Here is a 19,615-nt window from a genome sequence, read left to right on the forward strand (position 1 = left end):
CGACCGCTTCACACAGGAGACCCCGATGTCCGAGACCGCGATCCCCGCCCCTTCCGGCACCTCCGTCACCCGCACCCCGTCCGCCGCCGCCGGAACGCCTCGCAGTCGCGGCGCCCGGATCTCCCTCGGCGCCCTCCAGGTCACGCTCGGTCTCTTCTACGCCTTCGCGAGCGCGCTGCCCAAGCTGATCGCGCACCCGTCGGCGGCCGAGGGCTTCGACAAGCTCGGGTGGGGCAGCACGGGGATGTACATCATCGGCGCCCTCGAACTCGCCGGAGGCATAGCGCTGTTGATCCCGCTGCTGTCCTCGGTCGCGGCGGTGTCGCTCAGCGCGCTGATGGTCGGTGCCTTCATCGTGAACGTCACCGTCCTGCACGGGCCGTACGTGGCGACACCTCTCATCCTGATCCTGCCGCTCGCGCTGATCGCCTGGGCACGCAGGAGTCACACCACGGAGCTGCTCCGCCTGGTGCGACGACGGGCGTGACCGTCGGCCGGCCGTCGACCGTCAGCCGCCGTACGAGGCCGAGGATGCCCCGCTCGTCGTGGGGCGCCCTCGGCCTCGTACGGCGGCCCACGCTGCTCGGCCCACGCTGCTCGGCCCACGCTGCTCGGCCCACGCTGCTCGGCCCACGCTGCTCGGCGACCGGCGACCGGCGACCGGCGACCGGTGCAAGCGCGCCCGCGAATCAGGGGCCGTCGGGACCGGGCGGGGGGACGGAGAGGCCGCGGAGGCGTTCCAGCTCGCGGCGGTCGCGCTTGGTGGGGCGACCGGCACCGCGGTCACGGATGCCCGCGGGGGCGACGGCCTCGCGCGGCGGGGGCGGCGGGCTGTTGTCGACGAAGCACTCGGCGGCGACGGGCGGGCCGACCCGTTTGCGGATCACGCGCTTCACGATGACGACCCGCTCCCGGCCCGCGTGCCGCAGGCGCACCTCGTCGCCGACGCGCACGGCGTAGGCGGGCTTGACGCGCTCGCCGTTCACCCGGACGTGCCCGCCGCGGGCGGCGGTGGCACCCATGGAGCGGGTCTTGACGAGACGTACGGACCAGATCCAGCTGTCGACCCGTACGGTTTCACCACCGCCAGGACCGGCAGCCTTGGCCGCGGCTACGGCATCGGCCGAGCCGTCGGCGCCCTCCGAGCCGCCGGTTTCCCTGTCTCCGGTGCCCTTGTCGTCGTCCGCACCCTCAGAAGCCATGACCCGACTTTAGTCCCCCGAGCCGGACGGGCCGGGAGGATTTTCCGTCACACGGCTCACCCCGGATGCGGCTGCTCAGGGCGGCCCGGAGGCTGTTGCCTGATGCCGTCCAGGGAACAGCGAGGGGCTCCACGTGGAAACAGCAGCGAAGGTCGACACCTTGATGGACGGCCTCCGCGCCGACCTGGTGCGGCTGGCCGAGATCCCCTCCGTGGCCTTCCCCGGTTTCCCGGCCGAGCCGGTCCAGGAGGCCCACGATCTCCTCGTACGACTGCTGCGCGAGGCCGGCGTCGAGCGGATCGACCGTATCGACCTTCCCGGCACCGCCCCCGTGATCTTCGGTGAGATCCCGCCGCCCACTCCGGACGCACCGACCGTCCTCCTCTACTCGCACTACGACGTGCAGCCGCCCGGCGACGAGAAGCTGTGGCTGTCGCCGCCCTTCGAGCCGACGCCCGTCGAGGGCGGCCTCAGGGCGCGCGGGATCGCCGACGACAAGGCGAACGTGATCGCGCACCTGGGGATGCTGCGGGCGTACGAGGGTCGGCCGCCGGTCGGGGTCAAGATCGTTTTCGAGGGGCAGGAGGAGTACGGCAGTCCCTTCGACGACTATCCGCCGAGCGATCCCGATCGGTTCGCCTGCGACGCCATGGTCATCGCGGACCTGGGGAATCTGCGGCCCGGCACGCCCACGCTGACCACCGGGCTGCGCGGCGCCTCCGAGGTGATCGTCGAGGTCCGCACCCTCGAAGAGCCGCGCCACAGCGGGGAGTTCGGCGGCGCGGCACCGGATGCGCTGCTCGTCCTGCTGAAGGCCCTGGCCACGCTGCACGACGTGCACGGTGACGTGGCCGTGGCGGGGCTCAGGCGGGAGGAGTGGACGGGGACGACGTACACGGAGGAGGAGTTCCGTGGCCTCGCCGGTGTCCAGGAGGGGCTTCCGCTGATCGGGAGCGGGAGTCTCGGCGAGCGGTTGTGGAGCGGGCCCGCGATCACCGTGATCGGGCTGGACGCGCCGAGTGTCGAGCACGCGGCGTCGGCCGTCGTCCCCTACGCGCGTGCCAAGCTCAACCTCCGCTTCCATCCTCGGCAGGACGCCAAGGAGGCACGGGCGAAGCTCGTCGATCACCTGCGCTCGCTGCGGCCCTTCGGCATTCCGCTCACCGTCACGCCGGGGGACACCGGCCCCGGTTACGAGGCCTCGACCGGCGGTCCCGCCTACCGCGCGGCGCTCACCGCGTTGCGCGAGGCATGGGGCGAGGAGGCGTCGTACGTGGCCACGGGTGGTTCGATCCCGCTGGTCAACGGGCTGGCCCAGGCCGCTCCGAACGCCGAGGTGCTGCTCTTCGGCGCGCAGGACAGCATGTGCAACCTGCACGCACCCAACGAGCGCGTGCTCCTGTCGGAGCTGCGCAACACGGTCGTGGCGATGTGCGCGTTCGTACGGGAGTACGCGGCCGACTTCCGGGCCGAGGGGGCGTCTTGACCACCAGCACGACCGAAGAGCAGCAGCACGAAGAGCCGCCGCACAAGCGGAAGTTCACCTTTCCCAGCGCGCTGACCGTGCTCGCCGTGGTCACGATCGCGGTCTGGGCGCTGGCGTTCCTCATCCCGGCCGGACAGTACGACCGCAACGAGTCCGGCGCGCCCGTCCAGGGGACCTACCACCGGGTCGACTCCGGCCAGAGTTTCGTCGACCGGCTCAACGACCTTTTCCTCTCACCCGTCAACGGCCTCTACGGCATCCAGGACGAGAAGAGCGGCCAGGTCGGGCCCGACCTGGCCGGTGAACTGTACGGCAGCGCGGGCGTCTTCCTCTTCGTGCTGGCCATCGGGGCCTTCATCACCGTCGTCTTCGCCACCGGCGCGCTCGACCGGGGCATCGGCCGGCTGGCGCACCGGCTGCGGGACCGCGGGGCGTTGCTCATCGCGGGTGTGATGGTGGTGTTCTCCGTGCTCGGCACGGTCGAGGGCTTCGCCGAGGAGACGCTCGGCTTCTACGGCCTGATCGTGCCCTTGATGCTGGCGCTCGGGTACGACCGGATGGTGGCCGTCGGCACGATCATCCTCGGCGCCGGGATCGGGGTGCTGTGCTCGACGGTGAACCCGTTCGCCACAGGCGTGGCCTCGTCCGCCGCCGACATCTCGCTCGGTGACGGCATCGTGCTGCGGTTCGTGATGTGGGTGGTGCTGACGGCGGTGACGGTCGCGTACGTCATCCGGTACGCGCGGCGCGTGCGGCGGAATCCGGAGCGGTCGCTCACCGGGTTCCTGCCCGGCGACCGTGAGCACGCGAGTGAGGCCGCGGGCGAGGTGCCCGAACTGACCGGCCTGCACAAGGCGGTGATCATCGCGACGGCGCTGGTCTTCGCCTTCATGATCTTCTCGGTCGTGCCCTGGGCGAGCGCGCTCACCGGCGACGCGGACGCGACACCGTACGGCTTCGAACTCGGTTGGTCCTTCCCGCAGTTGGCGGCGTTGTTCCTGTGCGCGGCTGTGCTGGTCGGGCTGGTGGCGCGGATGGGCGAGCAGAAGCTGAGCGCCACGATCATCCAGGGCGCGGCGGACTTCATCTCCCCGGCGCTGGTGATCGTGCTGGCCCGCGGAGTCACCGTGATCATGAACAACTCGAAGATCACCGACACCGTGCTGCACTCCATCGAGGGCATCGTGAAGGGCACGTCGTCCAGCGTCTTCGCGATCATCGTCTTCCTCGTGAACCTGCCGCTGGCCTTCCTCATCCCCTCCACCTCCGGCCACGCGACCCTCGCGATGCCGATCCTGGCGCCGCTCGCCGACTTCGCCGGAGTCTCCCGCGCGGTCGTCGTCACGGCCTGGCAGTCCGCCAGCGGCTGGATGAACCTCTGGGTGCCCACCACCGCCGTCACCATCGGAGGCGTCGCCCTCGCGAAGGTCGGCTACGACAAGTACCTCCGCTTCGTCTGGCCGCTCCTCGCCATCCTCTTCCTCCTGATCTGCGGGTTCGTGGCGGCGGGGGCGGCGATGACATAGCCGTCCCCGCCGTTCGGAAGGTGTCCCGGCCGTACGGAGGCCGTCATGGCCATCCGGGAGCCGTCCCGGCCGTACGGTGGAGGCATGGACAGCGGCGGCCTGGCGGAACTGGACGGGCGGATCACCGGGTGCCGGGCCTGTCCGCGCCTGGTCGAGTGGCGTGAGGAAGTGGCCCGCACCAAGCGCGCCGCCTTCGCCGACCAGACGTACTGGGGCCGGCCCGTTCCGGGGTTCGGACCCGCCGACGCGTCCCTGCTGATCGTCGGACTGGCGCCCGCCGCGCACGGCGCCAACCGGACCGGGCGGATGTTCACGGGCGACAGGTCGGGCGACGTGCTGTACGAGGCGATGTACGACGTGGGGCTGGCGTCGCGGAGTACGGCCGTGAGCGCGGACGACGGGCTGACCCTGTACGGCGTACGGATCACCTCACCCGTGCGCTGTGCTCCGCCCGCCAACAAGCCGACGCCGACCGAGCGCGACACCTGCCGGCCATGGCTCGTAAGGGAGTTGGAGCTGCTCCGGCCCTCGCTGCGGGCGGTCGTGGTGCTCGGGGCGTTCGGATGGCAGGCCCTGCTGCCGACGCTGGCGGCGGCCGGGTGGGCGGTGCCTCGGCCTCGACCGGTGTTCGGGCACGGGGTGCGGGTGGTGATCGGTTCGGAACCGATCGGCGAGGCGAGCGACGCGGCGGAGGCCGGCCCGACACCCACCGCCTCGACGCCCACCGCCTCCATCGACCTCTTCGGTTGCTTCCACGTCAGTCAGCGCAACACCTTCACCGGTCGCCTCACCCCCGCCATGCTGCGGGACGTGCTGAGTACGGCGGCGCGGGCGGCGGGGCTGCCGACGAGGGTGTAGGAGGGATAGCGCGGCGCCCGCCTAGGGGGTCCCCCGTTCGTCGCCGAAGAGGTGGCGCACCGTCGAGCGGTAGTTGGCCTGGACGTGGGCGAGCGCGTGCGCGCGGGCCCGGTCGGGGTCGCCGGACGCGATGGACTCGTACAACTCCCGGTGTTCGGTGAGGAGTTGCGGCCACTCCTCGTTCTGCCGGGTGAGCCAGCGCAGCCGGCCGTCGACCGGTTCCATGACGGAGATCAGCAGGCTGTTGCCGGCCATGGCGAGGATGCGGTCGTGGAAGCGGGTGTTGATGTCCGTGATCGCCTCCGCGTCATCGGCCAGGGTCGCGGCCTCCGCCTGGTCCAGCAGTTCCGCCAGTTCCGCCAGGGACTCCGGCGTGGCACGGGTCGCGGCGAGCCCGGAGGCGTACACCTCGAGCGCCTCGCGCAGCTCGAAGAGTTCCGCCACGTCCGTGGGGGTCAGCCGGCGCACCACCGTGCGGCGCGGAGTCTCGAAGTGCACGAACCCCTCGCCGACCAGGGAGCGGATCGCCTCACGCACCGGGACCCGGGAGACCCCGAAGCGCTCGGCGAGTTCCCGCTCGACCAGCCGGTCGCCGGGGCGCAGCCGTCCGGCGATGATCTCCTGCCGCAGCGTCGCGAGGACCCGCTCGCGCACCGCGCCCAGGGGTTCGATCTTCGTCATGGGTCCATGTTCGCCGATTCCGGGGGTGTTTTACGGAGTCGTAACTGCGAGGACATGGCCGTGAGTCATCGGCGGCGGGACCATGACGACAGTTTGGTATACCAAAAATGCCGAACGAGACCGCAAGGCCGCCCTCCGTCCCCTCGTCCATGGAGGCCCCGTGTCCCTCGCCGACCGTGCCGAAGCCACCGGTACCACCGAGTTCGTCCCCGATCCCCGGCTCACCAACGAAGACCTCGCGCCCGCCGAGAAGCGCAACTGGAAGGTGTTCGACCTCTTCGCCATGTGGATGTCCGACGTCCACAACCTCGGCAACTACACCTTCGCCGCGGGCCTGTTGGTCCTCGGCATGAACGTCTGGCAGATCTTCACCTCGCTGCTCGTCGGCTTCGTGATCATCTACGTCGGGATGAACCTGATGGGCCGGATCGGACAGCGCACCGGCGTGCCGTTCCCCGTCGTGAGCCGGATCAGCTTCGGTGTCTGGGGCGCCAACATCCCCGCGCTGATCAGGGCTGTCATCGCCATCATGTGGTACGGCATCCAGACCTATCTGGCGTCGGTCGCGGTCAACGTGATGCTGCTCGCGGCCTGGCCCGGCCTGGTGTCGTGGACCCATCACTCCTTCCTCGGCCTGGACGCGCTCGGCTGGGTGTCGTTCGTCGCGCTGTGGCTGGTCCAGGCGATGATCATCAGCCAGGGCATGGAGTCGGTCCGCAAGTTCCAGGACTTCTGCGGTCCGGCCATCTGGCTCGTGATGATCGCGCTCGCCGTCTGGGTGCTGTCCAAGGCGGGCTGGACGATCTCCCTCACCTCGACCCCGCACCCGGTGTCCGTCGGCGAGCAGTGGCGGCAGTGGTTCGGCGCGATCGGGCTGATCCTCGCCACGTACGGCACCCTGATGCTCAACTTCTGCGACTTCTCCCGCTTCGCGCCCAGCTACAAGACCGTCAGGCGCGGCAACTTCTGGGGCCTGCCGGTCAACTCGACGGCCTTCGTGATCGTCTCGGTCATCGTGACGGCCGGCTCCATCGAGGTGTTCGGCGAGGCCATCACCGACCCGGCGCTGCTGGTGGCCGAGGTCGGCAACACATGGGTGCTGGTCCTCGGCGCCCTGACCTTCGCCATCGCCACCATGGGCGTCAACATCGTCGCCAACTTCGTCTCACCGGCGTACGACCTCGCCAACGTCTGGCCGCAGAAGATCACCTTCAGGATCGGCGGCATGATCAGCACGGTCGCCGCGCTGCTGGTGACGCCCTGGAACCTCTTCTCCAACCCCACGGTCGTCAACTACTTCCTCGGCGGCCTCGGCGCCTTCCTGGGACCGCTGTTCGGCGTGATCATGCTCGACTACTACTGGGTCAAGCGCGGCCGCGTCGACATCGACCAGCTCTTCAACGCCCAGCCGGGATCGCCCTATTACTACCGCAAGGGCGTCAACCCCAAGGCCCTGTGGGCGTTCCTGCCCTCCGCCGCCCTCGCGGCGGTCCTCGCGCTGGTGAAGGACTTCAGCGACGTGGCCCCGTACTCCTGGTTCATCGGGACGGCGCTGGCGGCCGGACTGTACGCCGTGCTGTGCCGCTCGGAGCGCGCCGCCGTCCCCGCGTCCGCGGCGGTCTGAGCGTGCGGATCGTCGTCACCAACTGCAACACCACGCGGGAGATGACCGAGGAGATCGTACGAGGTGCCCGGGCCGCCGCAGGCCCGGGCACCACCGTGACCGGACTGACCCCCGCCTGGGGACCCGAGTCCGCGGAGGGCTGGCTCGACAGCTACCTCTCGGCCGCGGCCGTCCTCGACACCCTGCGGACGTACGAGGGCCCGTACGACGCCGTCGTCATGGCCGGCTTCGGCGAACACGGCCGCGAGGGCGCCCGTGAACTGGTCGACGTACCCGTCGTCGACATCACCGAGGCCGCCGCCCACCTCGCGTGCCTGCTCGGCCGCCGGTACGGCGTCGTCACCACCCTGGAGCGCTCGCGCGGCCAGATCGAGGACAGCCTGTACGCAGCCGGGGTCGCCGCCCACTGCGCCGCCGTCGTCGGCACCGGCCTCGGCGTCCTCGACCTCGGCGACGCGCGCCGCACCGAGGATGCCTTCGTGACCGCCGCCGAGCGCGCCCGGGCGGCCGGGGCCGAGGTCCTCGTCCTGGGCTGCGCCGGAATGACCGGGCTTCAGCGGGCGGTGGGGGAGAGGCTGGGGATGCCTGTCGTCGACGGGGTCGCGGCCGCGGTCAAGCTCGCGGAGTCACTGGTTTCGCTGGGGCTCGGGACCAGCCGGGTGGGGACCTACGCGCGGCCGTTGGGGAAGCGGCGGGTGTGGGGGTCCCCGGGGTCTTCCCCTGACCTCTCCCCGGCCTCCCCTGCGATCACGACGGGGATCCCTCGATCGGGTCGGGCACCACGGCGGTCGCCGTGATCTCCGCGAGCCGGCCGGGGTGTCCGAGGCAGGCCGTCCCGACGAATAACCCTTCGAGATCGGCCAGTTGACACTGCTAGCGTTCGTGACGTGGCGAAACTCAATCAGATCATCGCAGTGGAGAAGGGCATCAAGTCCAAGTCCCATCAGGACCTGACGTCCGCTCATCACGGGCTGCAGAAGCCCGCGTTGCTGGCCGGAATCTCGCGGACGTACCAGCCCAAGGACGAGGAGGGTGAGCAGTTGCCGCCCGAGTCGACCCGGGTGCAGGTGCAGGCCGAGGATGTGCTGCGGGACACCGCCGCGACCCTCACGCGGCTGTTCGATGTGACCGCCACCAAGGACTGGGCGAACTGCACGGCGCGGGCGGACGTGAAGGTCGACGGGCGGGTGCTCGTTCCCGAAGTACCCGTGTCCTACCTGCTGTTCCTGGAGAAGCAGCTCACCGACCTGCACACCTTCGTGCGGAAGCTGCCGCTTCTCGACGCCTCCGAGTCGTGGGTGCGGGACCCCTCCACCGACGCGTGGAAGACCGAGCCGGTGCGGACGCTCCGTACGAAGAAGGTGCCTCGCAACCACGTCAAGGCCGAGGCCACCGAGAAGCACCCGGCTCAGGTCGAGGTGTACTACGAGGACATCCCCGTCGGTTACTGGACGACCGTGAAGTTCTCCGGAGCCCTGCCCGCCCGGCGGGTGAACGAACTCCTCGACCGGGTCGAGAAGTTGCAGCAGGCCGTCAAGTTCGCCCGTGAGGAGGCGAACGGCGTGGATGTCGTCGACCAGCGCGTCGGTGACGCCGTGTTCGGCTACCTGTTCGGGTAGCCTCAGAGACTCCCCGGCCAACACGCATCACGGCCGGGGTGCGCGAGGAGCGCAAACTGAAGCTGAAGCTTGTCGTGATGGATCGGTCAGGGCTCTCAACCCTGCCGTGATCAATCTCAGACTCTCGCTCCAGACTCAGCATTCGCCGCCGATCGCCGGATCGACCGGGCCCAGGCCCCGGGACGTCGAAATGCCGGTTCAAGTCCGGCCCGCACAGCTCGATGTGCGGTGGTCCAAAGGCAGGACGCGGCGACATGACGACTGACCTGGGTCCTCAAGCGTGCCGGCGTGTGAATTGGGTGGCATCACAGGGTCCGGGGGCCGGCTACGCCCTCGGGCCCGCTCCCGTTTCCGGGCGGCACCCGTACAACTGGGCGCCCCTCGGTCCACCGGCGCCGACGGCTTCGTACACCGGTCGTGTCCACAAAGAACTGCTCAAGGAACTGCGCATGAAGAACTGCGCATGAAGAACCGTTCATAAAGAACACGGCATTCCGGGGAAGTGTCACACCGCTGAAACCCCCGTGTTCGCTTCCCTACCGCGATCCGATCTACGGTGGAAACCACCACAGCCCGGCCGACGTCGCCCGAAGGCAGCCCCGCCCTCGCCCGACAGGAGCCCCGTGCCACTCCCCAGTCTCGCCGCACCGCCCTGGCTCGCCCATGCCCTGCGTGCCCAGCGGGGGCCGGTTCCGTGGAACGCGGTCCTCCGGGGTGCGCTGGCGGCCGGCCCTCTGCTGCTCGTGGCGGTGGTCGCCGGACAGCCCTCCGTCGGAGTGGTCGCCGCGCTCGGAGCCATGTTCGCCGGGATCAACGACAGGCCGGGGAGCCGCCGGGCCGCGGTCAGAAGGCTCGGGGTACCCGCTCTCGCGGGGGCGGGCGGGTTGCTCGTCGGGTCGTACGCCGGACAGCATGTCGGGGCGGTGACGCTCACCCTGCTCCTCACCGTGCTCGGGCTCGTCGCGGGCGCCGTGAGTGCCGTCGGGCCCGTCGCCTCGGGGGCCGGGACCCAGCTGCTGGTGGCCACGGCCATCGGGGCGGGGATGCCGCTCCCCGAGCCCGGCTGGCAGCGCGCGCTGTTCTACCTCGCCGGAGCCGGCTGGCTGGTCACCCTGCGGCTGGCGCTCCCCACGACCGGGGCCACCGCCGGTGACTACCGGTTCGACGGGGAACGTGACGCCGTCGGCGCGGTCTACGACGCGATCGCCGACCTGCTGGCCGCCGCCGGGGGACCGGACGCGACCGCCCGCCGGGTCGCGCTGACCGCCGCGCTCGACCACGCGCAGGACGCGCTCGCCGGGCCCAGGCTGCGGAGATACGCCAGTTCCGGGGCCGAGCGTCGGCTGCACGCGCAGTATGCCGCCGCGCTGCCGCTCGCCGAGGCCGCGACCGCCCTCGCCTGGGCGGGAGAGGCGGTGCCCGCGCGGGCCGCGGAAGGACCCCGGCTGCTCGCCGCCACCGTACGGACCGGTGCGCACACCGGGCCCCTGCCCGCGCCCGCCCGCTCAGCGGCCGCACTGCGCGCCCTCGACGACGCGCTGCTGCACGCCGCCGACGCCTTCGACGGCGGCGGCGCCTCGAAGGCCCTGCACACCCGGCGGCGTACCGCCCTGTCCGTCGCGCGCACCGCCTTCGGTGCGGGAGGCCGGGAGTACGGACTCCGGGTCGCGCTCTGCTTCGGCGCCAGTGCGGCCGTGGCGCAGGCCCTGCTCCACGCCCAGTGGTACGGGAACCACTCCCACTGGTACTGGCTCCCCGCGACCGCCGTCTTCCTCGTCAAGCCCGATCTGGGGCCGCTCGCCTCGCGTGTGCTGTGCCGGGCGGCGGGAACCGCGCTGGGCGCCGTCGTCTTCGCCGGGCTCGCCGTGCTGCTGCCCCAGCCGGCCGGGCTCGTCGCCGTCGTGGCCGTCTGCGGCGCCCTGATCCCCGTCGCCACGCGGCACTTCGGCGCGCAGACCGCCGTCGTCACCGTGCTCGTACTCGCCCTCGTCCTGGTGGCGGGGGAGCCGCCGGCCGCCTGGAGCCGGATCGGCGAGACACTGCTGGCCTGCGCGATCGTGCTGCTCGTCGGGCATCTGCCGGCGCTCGGGCAGCGCGGCGGAACGGTACGGGCCCGGCTCACCCGCGCCGTGGAAGCCGCGGACGTCTATCTCACGCACGTGCTGAGCGACGACACTACGGACGACCGGGCGGGCCGCTGGACCCTGCGGCGCGAGGCCTACCGCACGCTCGCCGAGGCCCGTGCCGCGATCGATCTCGCCGCTGCCGAACTCCCCGCCCTCGCCCGGTACACGGAGGGCACGGGCGAGGTCGCGGCCACCCTCGGCCGGCTCGTCGACACGGCCACGGCGTGCGCCGTGCAGCTCGACGACTCCGGGCGGCTCACACCCCGCCACACCGAGCGGATCGCCGAACTCCTCGACGAACTGTCCGACCGGGAGGGGCGGGCGCGGCTTCGCGTCGGGCGGGCGACCGCCGGGATTCCCGTCGCGGTCTGACGCTCGTGCGGGTTGCCGGGTTGCCGGGTCGGCCGGTCCGCGGGTCGGCGGGATGGCGGGTCCGCGAACCCGCGGGTCGGCGGGATGGCGGGTCCGCGAACCCGCGGGTCGGCGGGATGGCGGGTCCGCGAATCGGCGGGGTCGGCGAGTCGGAGGAGCTGCGGTGGCGGCCCTTTGCGCGGGCCCGCGGCGTACCGAATTCGGCAGGTGCTCCGGGCCGGTTCCAGAAAGTTTCCGTCCCGCCGATGAGTTCCGCCGCTCCCTCCGGTCCACCCCACCAAGGCACCGTTTCGTAGGAGGGGCACATGACGCTTCCGCAGATCGTCTCGCGCAACGAGTGGCGCGCCGTGCGCGAGGAGCTGCTGGTGAAGGAGAAGGCCGCCACGCGTGCGCGGGACGCGCTCAACGCGGAGCGTCGCGGGCTGCCGATGGTCGAGGTCGACACGGAGTACGTGTTCGAGGGCGGTGACGGAAAGGCGACGCTGCTCGACCTCTTCGCCGGGCGGCACCAACTCGTCGTCTACCACTTCATGTTCGCGCCGGACTGGGCCGCCGGGTGCCGAAGCTGCTCGGGCTTCCTCGACCAGATCGGGCACCTCGCGCATCTACGCGCCCGGAGCACCGAGTTCGCCGCCGTGTCTCGCGCACCGCACACGAAAATTCTGCCGTTCAAGGCACGCATGGGATGGACGATCCCGTGGTATTCGGCGTATGAGAACGAGTTCAACTACGACTTCCAGGCATCCTTCGGCGGTGCGGAACCCTACGAGCGACCGGGAATCAGCTGCTTCCTGCGGGACCGGGACCGCGTCTTCCACACGTACTCGACGTACGAGCGGGGACTCGACGGGATCGGTTCCACGACCAGCCTGCTGGACCTGACCGCGCTGGGAAGGCAGGAGGAGTGGGAGGAGCCCAAGGGGCGCTCAGCCGCGCTGGGAGCGCCCGCCGGAAGTGAGCGGGTTCGATATCACGACGAGTACGAGGACTGACGCACACCCTTTATATGGAGTACGGACAGTCCGGTAGTTCCCCTTCGTCGAACCTGAGACGAAGCGTCGACTATGTCTCAGTACCGTTACGTTGCGAGCCGTTCACCCCATGAGGGGCGTTTAACTCTACGAGAGCAGCGCTACATGGAGGTGCAGGGTGAACGGGCGAACGGTACTGAAGCGCTTTCCCGCAGGTGGACCGCGTGGCTCATGGCCGGCGGAGGAGTTCGCGCAGGCGCGTCGGCTGGAAGGCCAGGCCGCCGAAGTGGTCATGGATCTCTCCTCGGACGCGTTCCTGGTGGTCGTGTGGGCCGGCGAGCTCGTCGAGTGAGGCAGGCGGCCCTCCTTTCCGACGCGTCAACGGGCCCCTCTGGTGGGGACCTTCGACGTGAACTGCCCGGCCTGGAGCGAATACAACTCCGCGTAGACGCCCCCGGTGGCCAGGAGCTCCTCCGGGCTGCCGGACTCCACAAGGCGGCCCTGGTCGAGGACGTGTACGAGGTCGGCGTGGCGTACGGATGCCAGCCGGTGCGTGATGAGGATGACGGTCTGGCCGGTGCCCGCCAGCGCCCTGATCTTCTCGAAGACCTCCAGCTCGGCCCGGGCGTCGAGCGCCGCCGTCGGCTCGTCCACGATCAGGATGGCGCCGCGGCGATAGGCGGCCCGGGCGATGCCCAGCCGCTGCCACTGCCCGCCCGACAGCTCGTGCCCGCCGCTGAAGCCGCGGGCCAGGAGCGTGTCGAGGCCGCGGGGCAGATCCGCCACGACGTCCTCGGCCCCGGCCTCGGCCACCGCTGAGGCGAGACGCTCGTCCGTGAGCGGCGCCGAGGCACGGCCGACCGCGATGTTGACGCGGGCCGTGAACGGCCACCGTTTGAAGTCCTGGGCCACCATCGCGATCCGCTCGGCGAGTTGATGCCGGTCCGCGGTCGCCGCGTCGACGTCGTCCCACAGGATCCGGCCGTGCTCGGGCGCGTACAGGCCCGCGAGCAGTTTCACCAGGGTCGTCTTGCCCGAGCCGTTCTCGCCGACGAGCGCCACTATCTTGCCGAGCGGCACGCTGAGGGTCACGTCCGCGAGCGCGGGGCGCGTCGAAGTGCCCGGATAGGTGAACGTGACGTTCTCGAAGCGTATTTCGCCCGGATCGTCGGGGAGCGGCTCGCCGCCCGGCGGGATGGCGCGCTCGGCGGCCTCGACGTACAGGCGCTGCAAGTCACCGACGAACAGGCCGTCCTCGTGGAGGGAGTTGATCTCCAGGACGAGGGTGCCGAGGCTCGCGGAGCCGGTGCGGATCGCGATCACCGCCGTACCGGCGACGGAGAGTGCCATCGCGCCGGCGATCAGCAGTCCGCCGAGGGTCGCGTACGTCGCGACGGTGGCGAGCCCTGTCCAGGCCGCCGCGATCAGACCGGTGCGGGCGGAGAGCCGGGCCAGCCGTGCCTGTTCGGCCTCGGCGGTCTCCGACATCGAGCGGAAGTGCCGCAGCAGGAAGGGACCGACGCCGTGGACCCGGATCTCCGGAGCCGCGCCGGGCTCGGTGAGCAGGTTGCCGATCAGACGCCCGGCGCGGATGTGCTGCACCCAGGTGTGGAACGACTGGTAGTGGCGCCGGGCGTTCGTCAGCGCGCTCCAGGCGCTCGGCAGCGTCATCGTCACGAGCAGCGGCAACAGCGCGGGATGCAGGACGGTCAGGACACCCGCCGCCGCGCAAAGCGAGATGATCGCGTTCACGACCCGGGCGGCGATCGTGATCATGCGGCGGGCGGAGTGGGCGCCGTACTGCGCGGTGTCCAGCAGTTTGTGGAAGGCGTCGTCCTCGATCGCGGCCAGCTCCACGGCCGCCGCGCGTTCCAGATAGAGCTCGGTCGCGACCCGCTCCACCTTCGGTTCCAGCCGGCCCGTCGCATAGGTCGACGCGGCCCGCAGCAGTGCCGCCACCAGCATCACGGTGGCGACCGTGACCAGCGCCGGGAGCGCGCCGCGCAGCCGGTCCTCGACCGGGCCGTTCGTCATCAGCCGCCCCAGCACGCTGTTGACGGCCAGCAGACTCACCGCCTGCGCCGCGCCACGGGTCAGCTCGGCGGCCAGGACGATACGGGCGGCGCGGCGGTCCGCGGTCCAGGCGAGCCGGAAACTGGACGCGAGCAGGGACGGCAGCCGCGTCATCATGGCGCGGAAGTTCAGCTCGAGGAACGCGTCGGCGTGCTGGGACCAGCCCATGTCGTAGCGCAGCGGGCCGCCGAAGAGCAGGTACTCCGACTCGGACGGCGCCGGTTTGCCGTCGTCGTGCTTCTTCTTCGACCTTTTCCGCACCGTTGGCCTCCCCCGGGAGTGGACGACCGGTGCATTCCCAGGGAACGGAGCGCTCCACCCGGGACGGACACGGGGATTCACGCCACCCGAGGCACTTCGGACACCTCCGGCGTACGCGGGGGTGCTTCCGGCGGGGTCCTACGCGCTGACTCGGACACCTCCGGCGTCCGCGGGTGATGCTCCCGGCGGAGTGGTCCTACGCGCTGATCGGACGCGACCAGACGGGTGTCGTTCCCACCACCTGGCAGACAGCCAGGAAGAGGGGTATCGGCGGGGTGTACGGAATGGTGCCGGTGGGCTTGTGGATGAGCCCGGGGGTGCCGGGCGCGTCGGCCACGACCGCACCTGTGGCGTACTGCGCGGGCGTCGGCCAGGCCAGGGCGACGTCGGAGTCGGAGGGCACGATCCACCACCAGTGCGCCTGGTCGGCGTAGATACAGCCCACCCGGGGCAGCAGCGGCAGCACCAAGGGCCCGAAACGGGCGGGCACGGACACCGCGTCGCAGCCCAGCGGCACCGTCATGCCCTCGGGCACGGGAAGACGTCTGACCGGTCCGGAGGCACGCAGACCGCGCTTGAGGCGGACCACCGTGTCCAGACTCAGAACCCGCGCTCCGACTCCCGCGGCCGACGTACCCCGCACGCTCATTCGGTCCCCGTTCCCCAGGACGCTTCCGTCCCGGTGCCCCGGCCGTCGGCCGGCGGCTTCTTCGCGCTCCACCCCAGGTCGGACCGGGCTCCGGTGTCGAAACCGGGCCCGTCTGCCCTGCGGAGGTCCGCCGAGTGCTCCAGCTCCGCCCACACCAGCAGCCCGGGGCCGGTTTCCTGAGCCCCCCAGGCTCTGCACATGGCCTCGACGAGGAGCAATCCCCTCCCGTGCTCCTCCTCGGGCCGCTGGGGCCAGGAACGCGGCTCACCCGGAGCGCATCCCTCGTCACGTACGGCTATGCGCACCAGGTCGTCGTCATGGTGCAGCTCACAGACGACGCGCTCACCCGCGGTGTGCACGATGGCGTTGGTGACCAGCTCGGAAACGACGAGCGTCGCCGTGTCGCAGGTGTCCTCGCACACCGCCCAGCCCGACAGCCACGCGCCGGTCAGGCGTCTGGCCTGGGCCACGGAGCCCGGGTGCGCGGCCAGCTCGAAGCGGAACCGGCGGTCTGCGGCCACGCCGGGGCGAGGCACCGCGACGGCACGCAGGCCGGTTCGGTCCTCGGCGGCGGCACCGGGACCAAGCGGGTCCTGGGCAGCGGCGGCGCCGGGACCGAATCGGTCCTCGGCGGCGTCTGTTCCTAACGGCACGGACGGAATCACGCTTGCCACTATCGCCCCGCCGTGAACACTTGGCAAGAGTCACTATGAAAAATGCAGAGTGCTGTGTGACTCGGTGAGGGCGCGTGGCACACTGCTCGCAACAGCACGCCGCGCGGCGCCAGTTGGGATCGTCGAAAAGGACCCCGAACGGCGCCGTCCGGGCTGTCAGGACTCTGTGAACCGGCTGTCAGTCACTCTGTGGAGGTGGGACGTGAGCGAACCGCGGTCCGCGCCGACGGTGGGCCAGGTCGTTCTGGGCCGGCGCCTGCTTGACCTGCGGGAACGTGCGGGACTCAAGCGCGAGGAGGCCGCACGCGTGCTGCGCGTCGCACCCGCCACGGTGCGCCGGATGGAAATGGCCGAGGTTTCCCTCAAGATCCCCTACCTCCAGCTCCTCCTGAAGTCCTACGGCGTCTCCGACGAGGAGGCCGAGTCCTTCGTCCTGCTCGCCGAGGAGGCGAACAAACCCGGCTGGTGGCAGAGGTTCCACGACATCCTGCCGGGCTGGTTCTCGATGTACGTCAGCCTGGAGGGTGCCGCCGCCGTCATCCGGCAGTACGAACCCCATTTCGTGCCCGGAATCCTGCAGACCGAGGACTACGCGCGAGGCGTCCTGAAATCGGGCGCCATCGGCCAGACCCAGCCCGAGGACATCGAGCGGCACGTGGCGCTGCGCATGCAACGCCAGGACCTCCTCACCCGTGCGGACGCCCCCCGGATCTGGGCCGTGATGGACGAGACGGCCCTCCTCCGCCCCATCGGCGGTCCCGAGGGGATGCGCGCCCAGGTCGACAAACTGCTCGAAGCCATGAAGCTGCCCAACGTGACGCTCCAGGTGATCCCGTTCTCCTCGGGACCGCACCCCGGCACGTACGGGCCCTTCGTGCTGTTCCGATTCGCCGTGCCGGAGCTTCCGGACATGGTCTACAGCGAGTACCTGACCGGCGCCGTCTACCTGGACGCGCGCTCTGAGGTGGCGACCCACCTCGAGGTCATGGACCGCATGGCGGCTCAGGCCGCTACTGCACATCGCACGAAGGAGATCCTCGAGGATCTCCGCAAGGAGCTGTGAATGGAACGTATGAAGCCGCGAATACGCAACGCGCGCATCTACAACGGCATGCCCGCCCGTGAACTGGGCAGCGAGGGATGGCACAAGCCGTGGAGCGGTGGCAACGGCGGCAACTGCCTGGAGGCGATGAAGCTCGCGGACGGGCGCATCGCGGTCCGCCAGTCGGCTGATCCGGACGGACCCGCCCTCATCTATACGCCCGGCGAGATGACCGCGTTCATCCAGGGCGCCAAGGCGGGGGAGGCGGACTTCCTCCTGTCCTGATCCGACTGCGCTCCTTTGTGTTCCTCTGGTGCAACTTCCTAATTCTGATGACCACTTGATCACTTGTCAGCACGCCGGCCCCGGTACTTCTCACAGCACCTTCGACAGGACGGACTTTCGGAGAACGGCACGACCGGACAGGGCGGCCCGTCCCGCGGGCTGCCGCCGTCGGCGTGCCGGGGTCAGCCCGGTGGCAGCACCCCGCACAACGCGTCGACCGCCGCCCCATAGGCGTGCTCGGCAGGAGTCGCGTATCCCACGACGAGCCCGTCCGGCGCCGCCGTCATCGCCTCCGGATGCCGGAACTCGGCCAGCCCGTCGAGCGCCACGCCCTGCCAGACCGCGGCCTTGACGGCCGACTGCTCGGTCCCCGGCGGCAGGCGCAGCACCGCGTGCAGGCCGGCCGCGATGCCGGTGACCTCGATGTGCGGGGCCCGCTCGGCGAGCGCGGAGACGAGACGGTCACGGCGCGCGCGGTACCGCTGCCGCATGCGCCGCACATGACGGTCGTAGGACCCGGACACGATGAAGTCGGCGAGCGCGAGCTGGTCGGGTACGCCCGCCCACGCCTCACGCTCGCCCTTGACCTCGAGCACGGCATCGACGTACCGCTCCGGAAGGACCATCCAGCCGAGGCGCAGCGCGGGCGACAGACTCTTGCTGACCGAGCCGATGTGGATGACCCGCTCCGGGTCCAGACCCTGTATCGCGCCGACCGGCCTGCGGTCGTACCGGAACTCCCCGTCGTAGTCGTCCTCCAGAATCACACCGCCACGCGCGCGTGCCCAGTCGATCACGGCGGTACGCCGCTCGGCGTGCAGCGGACCACCGGTCGGGAACTGGTGCGCGGGCGTGAGCAGTACGCCCCGCTCCCGCCCCAACTCGCCCACCTGGGCGCCGTCTTCGTCCAGGGGCAGCGGCACGGTCCGTACGGACGCGGCGGCCAGCAGCTCGCGATGGAAGCCGAGGCCGTACGACTCGACGGCCAGCGGACCCCGTAGAACCGCGGGAAAGAGCAGCCGCAGGGCGTGCGCGAAACCGGAGCAGACCACGATCCGTCCCGGCTCCGTGCGCACGCCACGCGCGCGTGCCAGGTACTCGGCGAGCGCCTGGCGCAGTTCGGCGCGACCGGCCGGATCACCGGGCCCGAAGGCCTCGTTGGGTGCCTGCTGGAGAGCCCGCCGGTAGGACGCGAGCCAGGCGGCGCGCGGGAACGACGACGCGTCCGGCGTGCCCTGCCGCAGGTCGTGCCGGGGCCCACGCGCGCGTGGAGGCGCCTTCACGGGTACGCGCGCGGGGGCGCCCAGCGGTTCCGCGCGCGCGGCGACCCGGGTGCCCGAGCCCTGCCGGGCGGTCAGCCAGCCCTCGGCGACGAGCTCGGCGTACGCGTCGGCGACCGTGTTGCGCGCGACACCCAGGTCCGCGGCCAGCGAGCGGTACGGCGGCAGCCGGGTGCCGGGGGCGAGCCTGCCGCCGCGCACCGCCTCGCGCAGGGCGTCGATCAGCGCGGCCCGGCGCCCACCGGACCCGGCCATCTCCAGATGCAGGTCGGCACCGATCCGCTCCGCTGAATTGACCCATTCTTTTGCCACAGAAATGCACCCTACAACGGGTCTTTCAAGCTCGTAGATTCATGGTCATGACGACGAACACGAACAAGAACACGAATTCGCAGGCCGCTGGGACCGTCGGAGCGGCCGCGACCGGCCAGGCCCGCATCGACTTCGCGAAGTCCGCCCCGAAGGTCTTCCGGGCGCTCATCGGCTTCGACGCGGCGGCCCGCGACGGGCTCGACCCCGCCCTCGTCGAGCTCATCCAGATCCGCGCCTCGCACCTCAACCACTGCGCGTACTGCCTCCACATGCACACCAACGACGCCCGCAAGGCAGGCGAGAGCGAGGACCGGCTGCACATGGTCGCGGTGTGGCGCGAGGCCGGGCACTTCTTCACGGAGAAGGAGCGCGCCGCGCTCGCCCTCACCGAGGCGGTCACCCTGATCGCCGACGGAGGCGTCCCGGACGACGTCTACGCCCAGGCCGCCGCGGTCTTCGACGACCAGGAACTGGCCCATGTCCTGGCCCTGATCCTCACGATCAACACCTGGAACCGGGTGGCACTGTCGACGGCGAAGAAGGCGGGCACGGACGAGCGCGCCTGACCCGGCTT

General features: G+C 70.9%; 19 protein-coding genes. 13 read left to right on the forward strand and 6 right to left on the reverse strand.

Annotated elements, in window-relative coordinates; genetic code table 11:
• Window positions 1-25: 25 nt before the first annotated feature.
• On the forward strand, window positions 26-487 hold the full coding sequence (locus tag ACIBLC_RS21860; protein WP_399212738.1) for a DoxX family protein: 462 nt from the start codon (window positions 26-28) through the stop codon (window positions 485-487).
• Window positions 488-689: 202 nt separating this feature from the next.
• On the opposite strand, the gene ACIBLC_RS21865 is transcribed toward ACIBLC_RS21860, so the two are convergent.
• The gene (locus tag ACIBLC_RS21865) at window positions 690-1,202 is read right to left on the reverse strand and encodes an RNA-binding S4 domain-containing protein (RefSeq protein WP_399212739.1); all 513 of its coding nucleotides are present in this window, start codon (window positions 1,200-1,202) and stop codon (window positions 690-692) included.
• A gap of 163 nt (window positions 1,203-1,365) precedes the next feature.
• Between ACIBLC_RS21865 and ACIBLC_RS21870 the strand changes: the two genes are divergently transcribed.
• From ACIBLC_RS21870 to ACIBLC_RS21880, 3 genes are all read left to right on the forward strand, one after another.
• Window positions 1,366-2,688 (forward strand): M20/M25/M40 family metallo-hydrolase, encoded by a 1,323-nt coding sequence (locus tag ACIBLC_RS21870; protein ID WP_399212852.1) that lies wholly within the window; start codon window positions 1,366-1,368, stop codon window positions 2,686-2,688.
• Window positions 2,685-4,214 (forward strand): YfcC family protein, encoded by a 1,530-nt coding sequence (locus tag ACIBLC_RS21875; RefSeq protein WP_399212740.1) that lies wholly within the window; start codon window positions 2,685-2,687, stop codon window positions 4,212-4,214. The genes ACIBLC_RS21870 and ACIBLC_RS21875 overlap by 4 nt, the downstream gene beginning before the upstream one ends.
• Before the next feature lie 84 nt (window positions 4,215-4,298).
• Window positions 4,299-5,072, forward strand: coding sequence for a uracil-DNA glycosylase (locus ACIBLC_RS21880; RefSeq protein WP_399212853.1), 774 nt, complete (start codon window positions 4,299-4,301; stop codon window positions 5,070-5,072).
• A gap of 21 nt (window positions 5,073-5,093) precedes the next feature.
• On the opposite strand, the gene ACIBLC_RS21885 is transcribed toward ACIBLC_RS21880, so the two are convergent.
• Window positions 5,094-5,753, reverse strand: a complete 660-nt coding sequence (locus ACIBLC_RS21885) for a GntR family transcriptional regulator (protein ID WP_399212741.1) — start codon at window positions 5,751-5,753, stop codon at window positions 5,094-5,096.
• Between the two features lie 160 nt (window positions 5,754-5,913).
• Here ACIBLC_RS21885 and ACIBLC_RS21890 point away from each other — a divergent pair, with 160 nt between their 5' ends.
• From ACIBLC_RS21890 to ACIBLC_RS21915, 6 genes are all read left to right on the forward strand, one after another.
• Window positions 5,914-7,377, forward strand: a complete 1,464-nt coding sequence (locus tag ACIBLC_RS21890) for an NCS1 family nucleobase:cation symporter-1 (RefSeq protein ID WP_399212742.1) — start codon at window positions 5,914-5,916, stop codon at window positions 7,375-7,377.
• A gap of 2 nt (window positions 7,378-7,379) precedes the next feature.
• Complete coding sequence (locus ACIBLC_RS21895) at window positions 7,380-8,174, forward strand: aspartate/glutamate racemase family protein (protein ID WP_399212744.1); 795 nt, start codon at window positions 7,380-7,382, stop codon at window positions 8,172-8,174.
• Between the two features lie 90 nt (window positions 8,175-8,264).
• The gene (locus ACIBLC_RS21900; protein ID WP_399212745.1) at window positions 8,265-8,996 is read left to right on the forward strand and encodes a hypothetical protein; all 732 of its coding nucleotides are present in this window, start codon (window positions 8,265-8,267) and stop codon (window positions 8,994-8,996) included.
• A 623-nt stretch (window positions 8,997-9,619) separates the two neighbouring features.
• Window positions 9,620-11,494 carry an FUSC family protein gene (locus ACIBLC_RS21905; protein WP_399212746.1) on the forward strand — a complete coding sequence of 625 codons (1,875 nt, stop codon included), beginning with the start codon at window positions 9,620-9,622 and terminating at the stop codon, window positions 11,492-11,494.
• 305 nt (window positions 11,495-11,799) lie between these two features.
• Entirely contained in the window at window positions 11,800-12,486 is a 687-nt protein-coding gene (locus tag ACIBLC_RS21910) for a DUF899 domain-containing protein (protein ID WP_399212747.1), read from the forward strand.
• A gap of 157 nt (window positions 12,487-12,643) precedes the next feature.
• The gene (locus ACIBLC_RS21915) at window positions 12,644-12,817 is read left to right on the forward strand and encodes a hypothetical protein (protein ID WP_399212749.1); all 174 of its coding nucleotides are present in this window, start codon (window positions 12,644-12,646) and stop codon (window positions 12,815-12,817) included.
• 26 nt (window positions 12,818-12,843) lie between these two features.
• On the opposite strand, the gene ACIBLC_RS21920 is transcribed toward ACIBLC_RS21915, so the two are convergent.
• From ACIBLC_RS21920 to ACIBLC_RS21930, 3 genes are all read right to left on the reverse strand, one after another.
• The gene (locus tag ACIBLC_RS21920) at window positions 12,844-14,706 is read right to left on the reverse strand and encodes an ABC transporter ATP-binding protein (protein WP_399212854.1); all 1,863 of its coding nucleotides are present in this window, start codon (window positions 14,704-14,706) and stop codon (window positions 12,844-12,846) included.
• A gap of 289 nt (window positions 14,707-14,995) precedes the next feature.
• Entirely contained in the window at window positions 14,996-15,448 is a 453-nt protein-coding gene (locus ACIBLC_RS21925; protein WP_399212750.1) for a hypothetical protein, read from the reverse strand.
• On the reverse strand, window positions 15,445-16,122 hold the full coding sequence (locus ACIBLC_RS21930) for an ATP-binding protein (RefSeq protein WP_399212751.1): 678 nt from the start codon (window positions 16,120-16,122) through the stop codon (window positions 15,445-15,447). The genes ACIBLC_RS21925 and ACIBLC_RS21930 overlap by 4 nt, the downstream gene beginning before the upstream one ends.
• 202 nt (window positions 16,123-16,324) lie before the next feature.
• On the opposite strand from ACIBLC_RS21930, the gene ACIBLC_RS21935 reads away from it, so the two are divergent.
• Together ACIBLC_RS21935 and ACIBLC_RS21940 are read left to right on the forward strand one after the other, a co-directional pair.
• Window positions 16,325-17,185 (forward strand): helix-turn-helix domain-containing protein, encoded by an 861-nt coding sequence (locus ACIBLC_RS21935; protein WP_399212752.1) that lies wholly within the window; start codon window positions 16,325-16,327, stop codon window positions 17,183-17,185.
• The gene (locus ACIBLC_RS21940; protein ID WP_399212753.1) at window positions 17,186-17,449 is read left to right on the forward strand and encodes a DUF397 domain-containing protein; all 264 of its coding nucleotides are present in this window, start codon (window positions 17,186-17,188) and stop codon (window positions 17,447-17,449) included.
• Window positions 17,450-17,631: 182 nt separating this feature from the next.
• On the opposite strand, the gene ACIBLC_RS21945 is transcribed toward ACIBLC_RS21940, so the two are convergent.
• Window positions 17,632-19,041 carry a PLP-dependent aminotransferase family protein gene (locus ACIBLC_RS21945; RefSeq protein ID WP_399212754.1) on the reverse strand — a complete coding sequence of 470 codons (1,410 nt, stop codon included), beginning with the start codon at window positions 19,039-19,041 and terminating at the stop codon, window positions 17,632-17,634.
• A gap of 41 nt (window positions 19,042-19,082) precedes the next feature.
• Here ACIBLC_RS21945 and ACIBLC_RS21950 point away from each other — a divergent pair, with 41 nt between their 5' ends.
• A complete protein-coding gene (locus ACIBLC_RS21950) occupies window positions 19,083-19,607 on the forward strand; it encodes a carboxymuconolactone decarboxylase family protein (protein WP_399212755.1) in 525 nt (174 codons plus the stop codon).
• Window positions 19,608-19,615 lie beyond the last annotated feature (8 nt).

The sequence above is a fragment of the Streptomyces sp. NPDC050535 genome (genome assembly GCF_044457665.1).
In the GTDB taxonomy this organism is placed as follows: domain Bacteria; phylum Actinomycetota; class Actinomycetes; order Streptomycetales; family Streptomycetaceae; genus Streptomyces.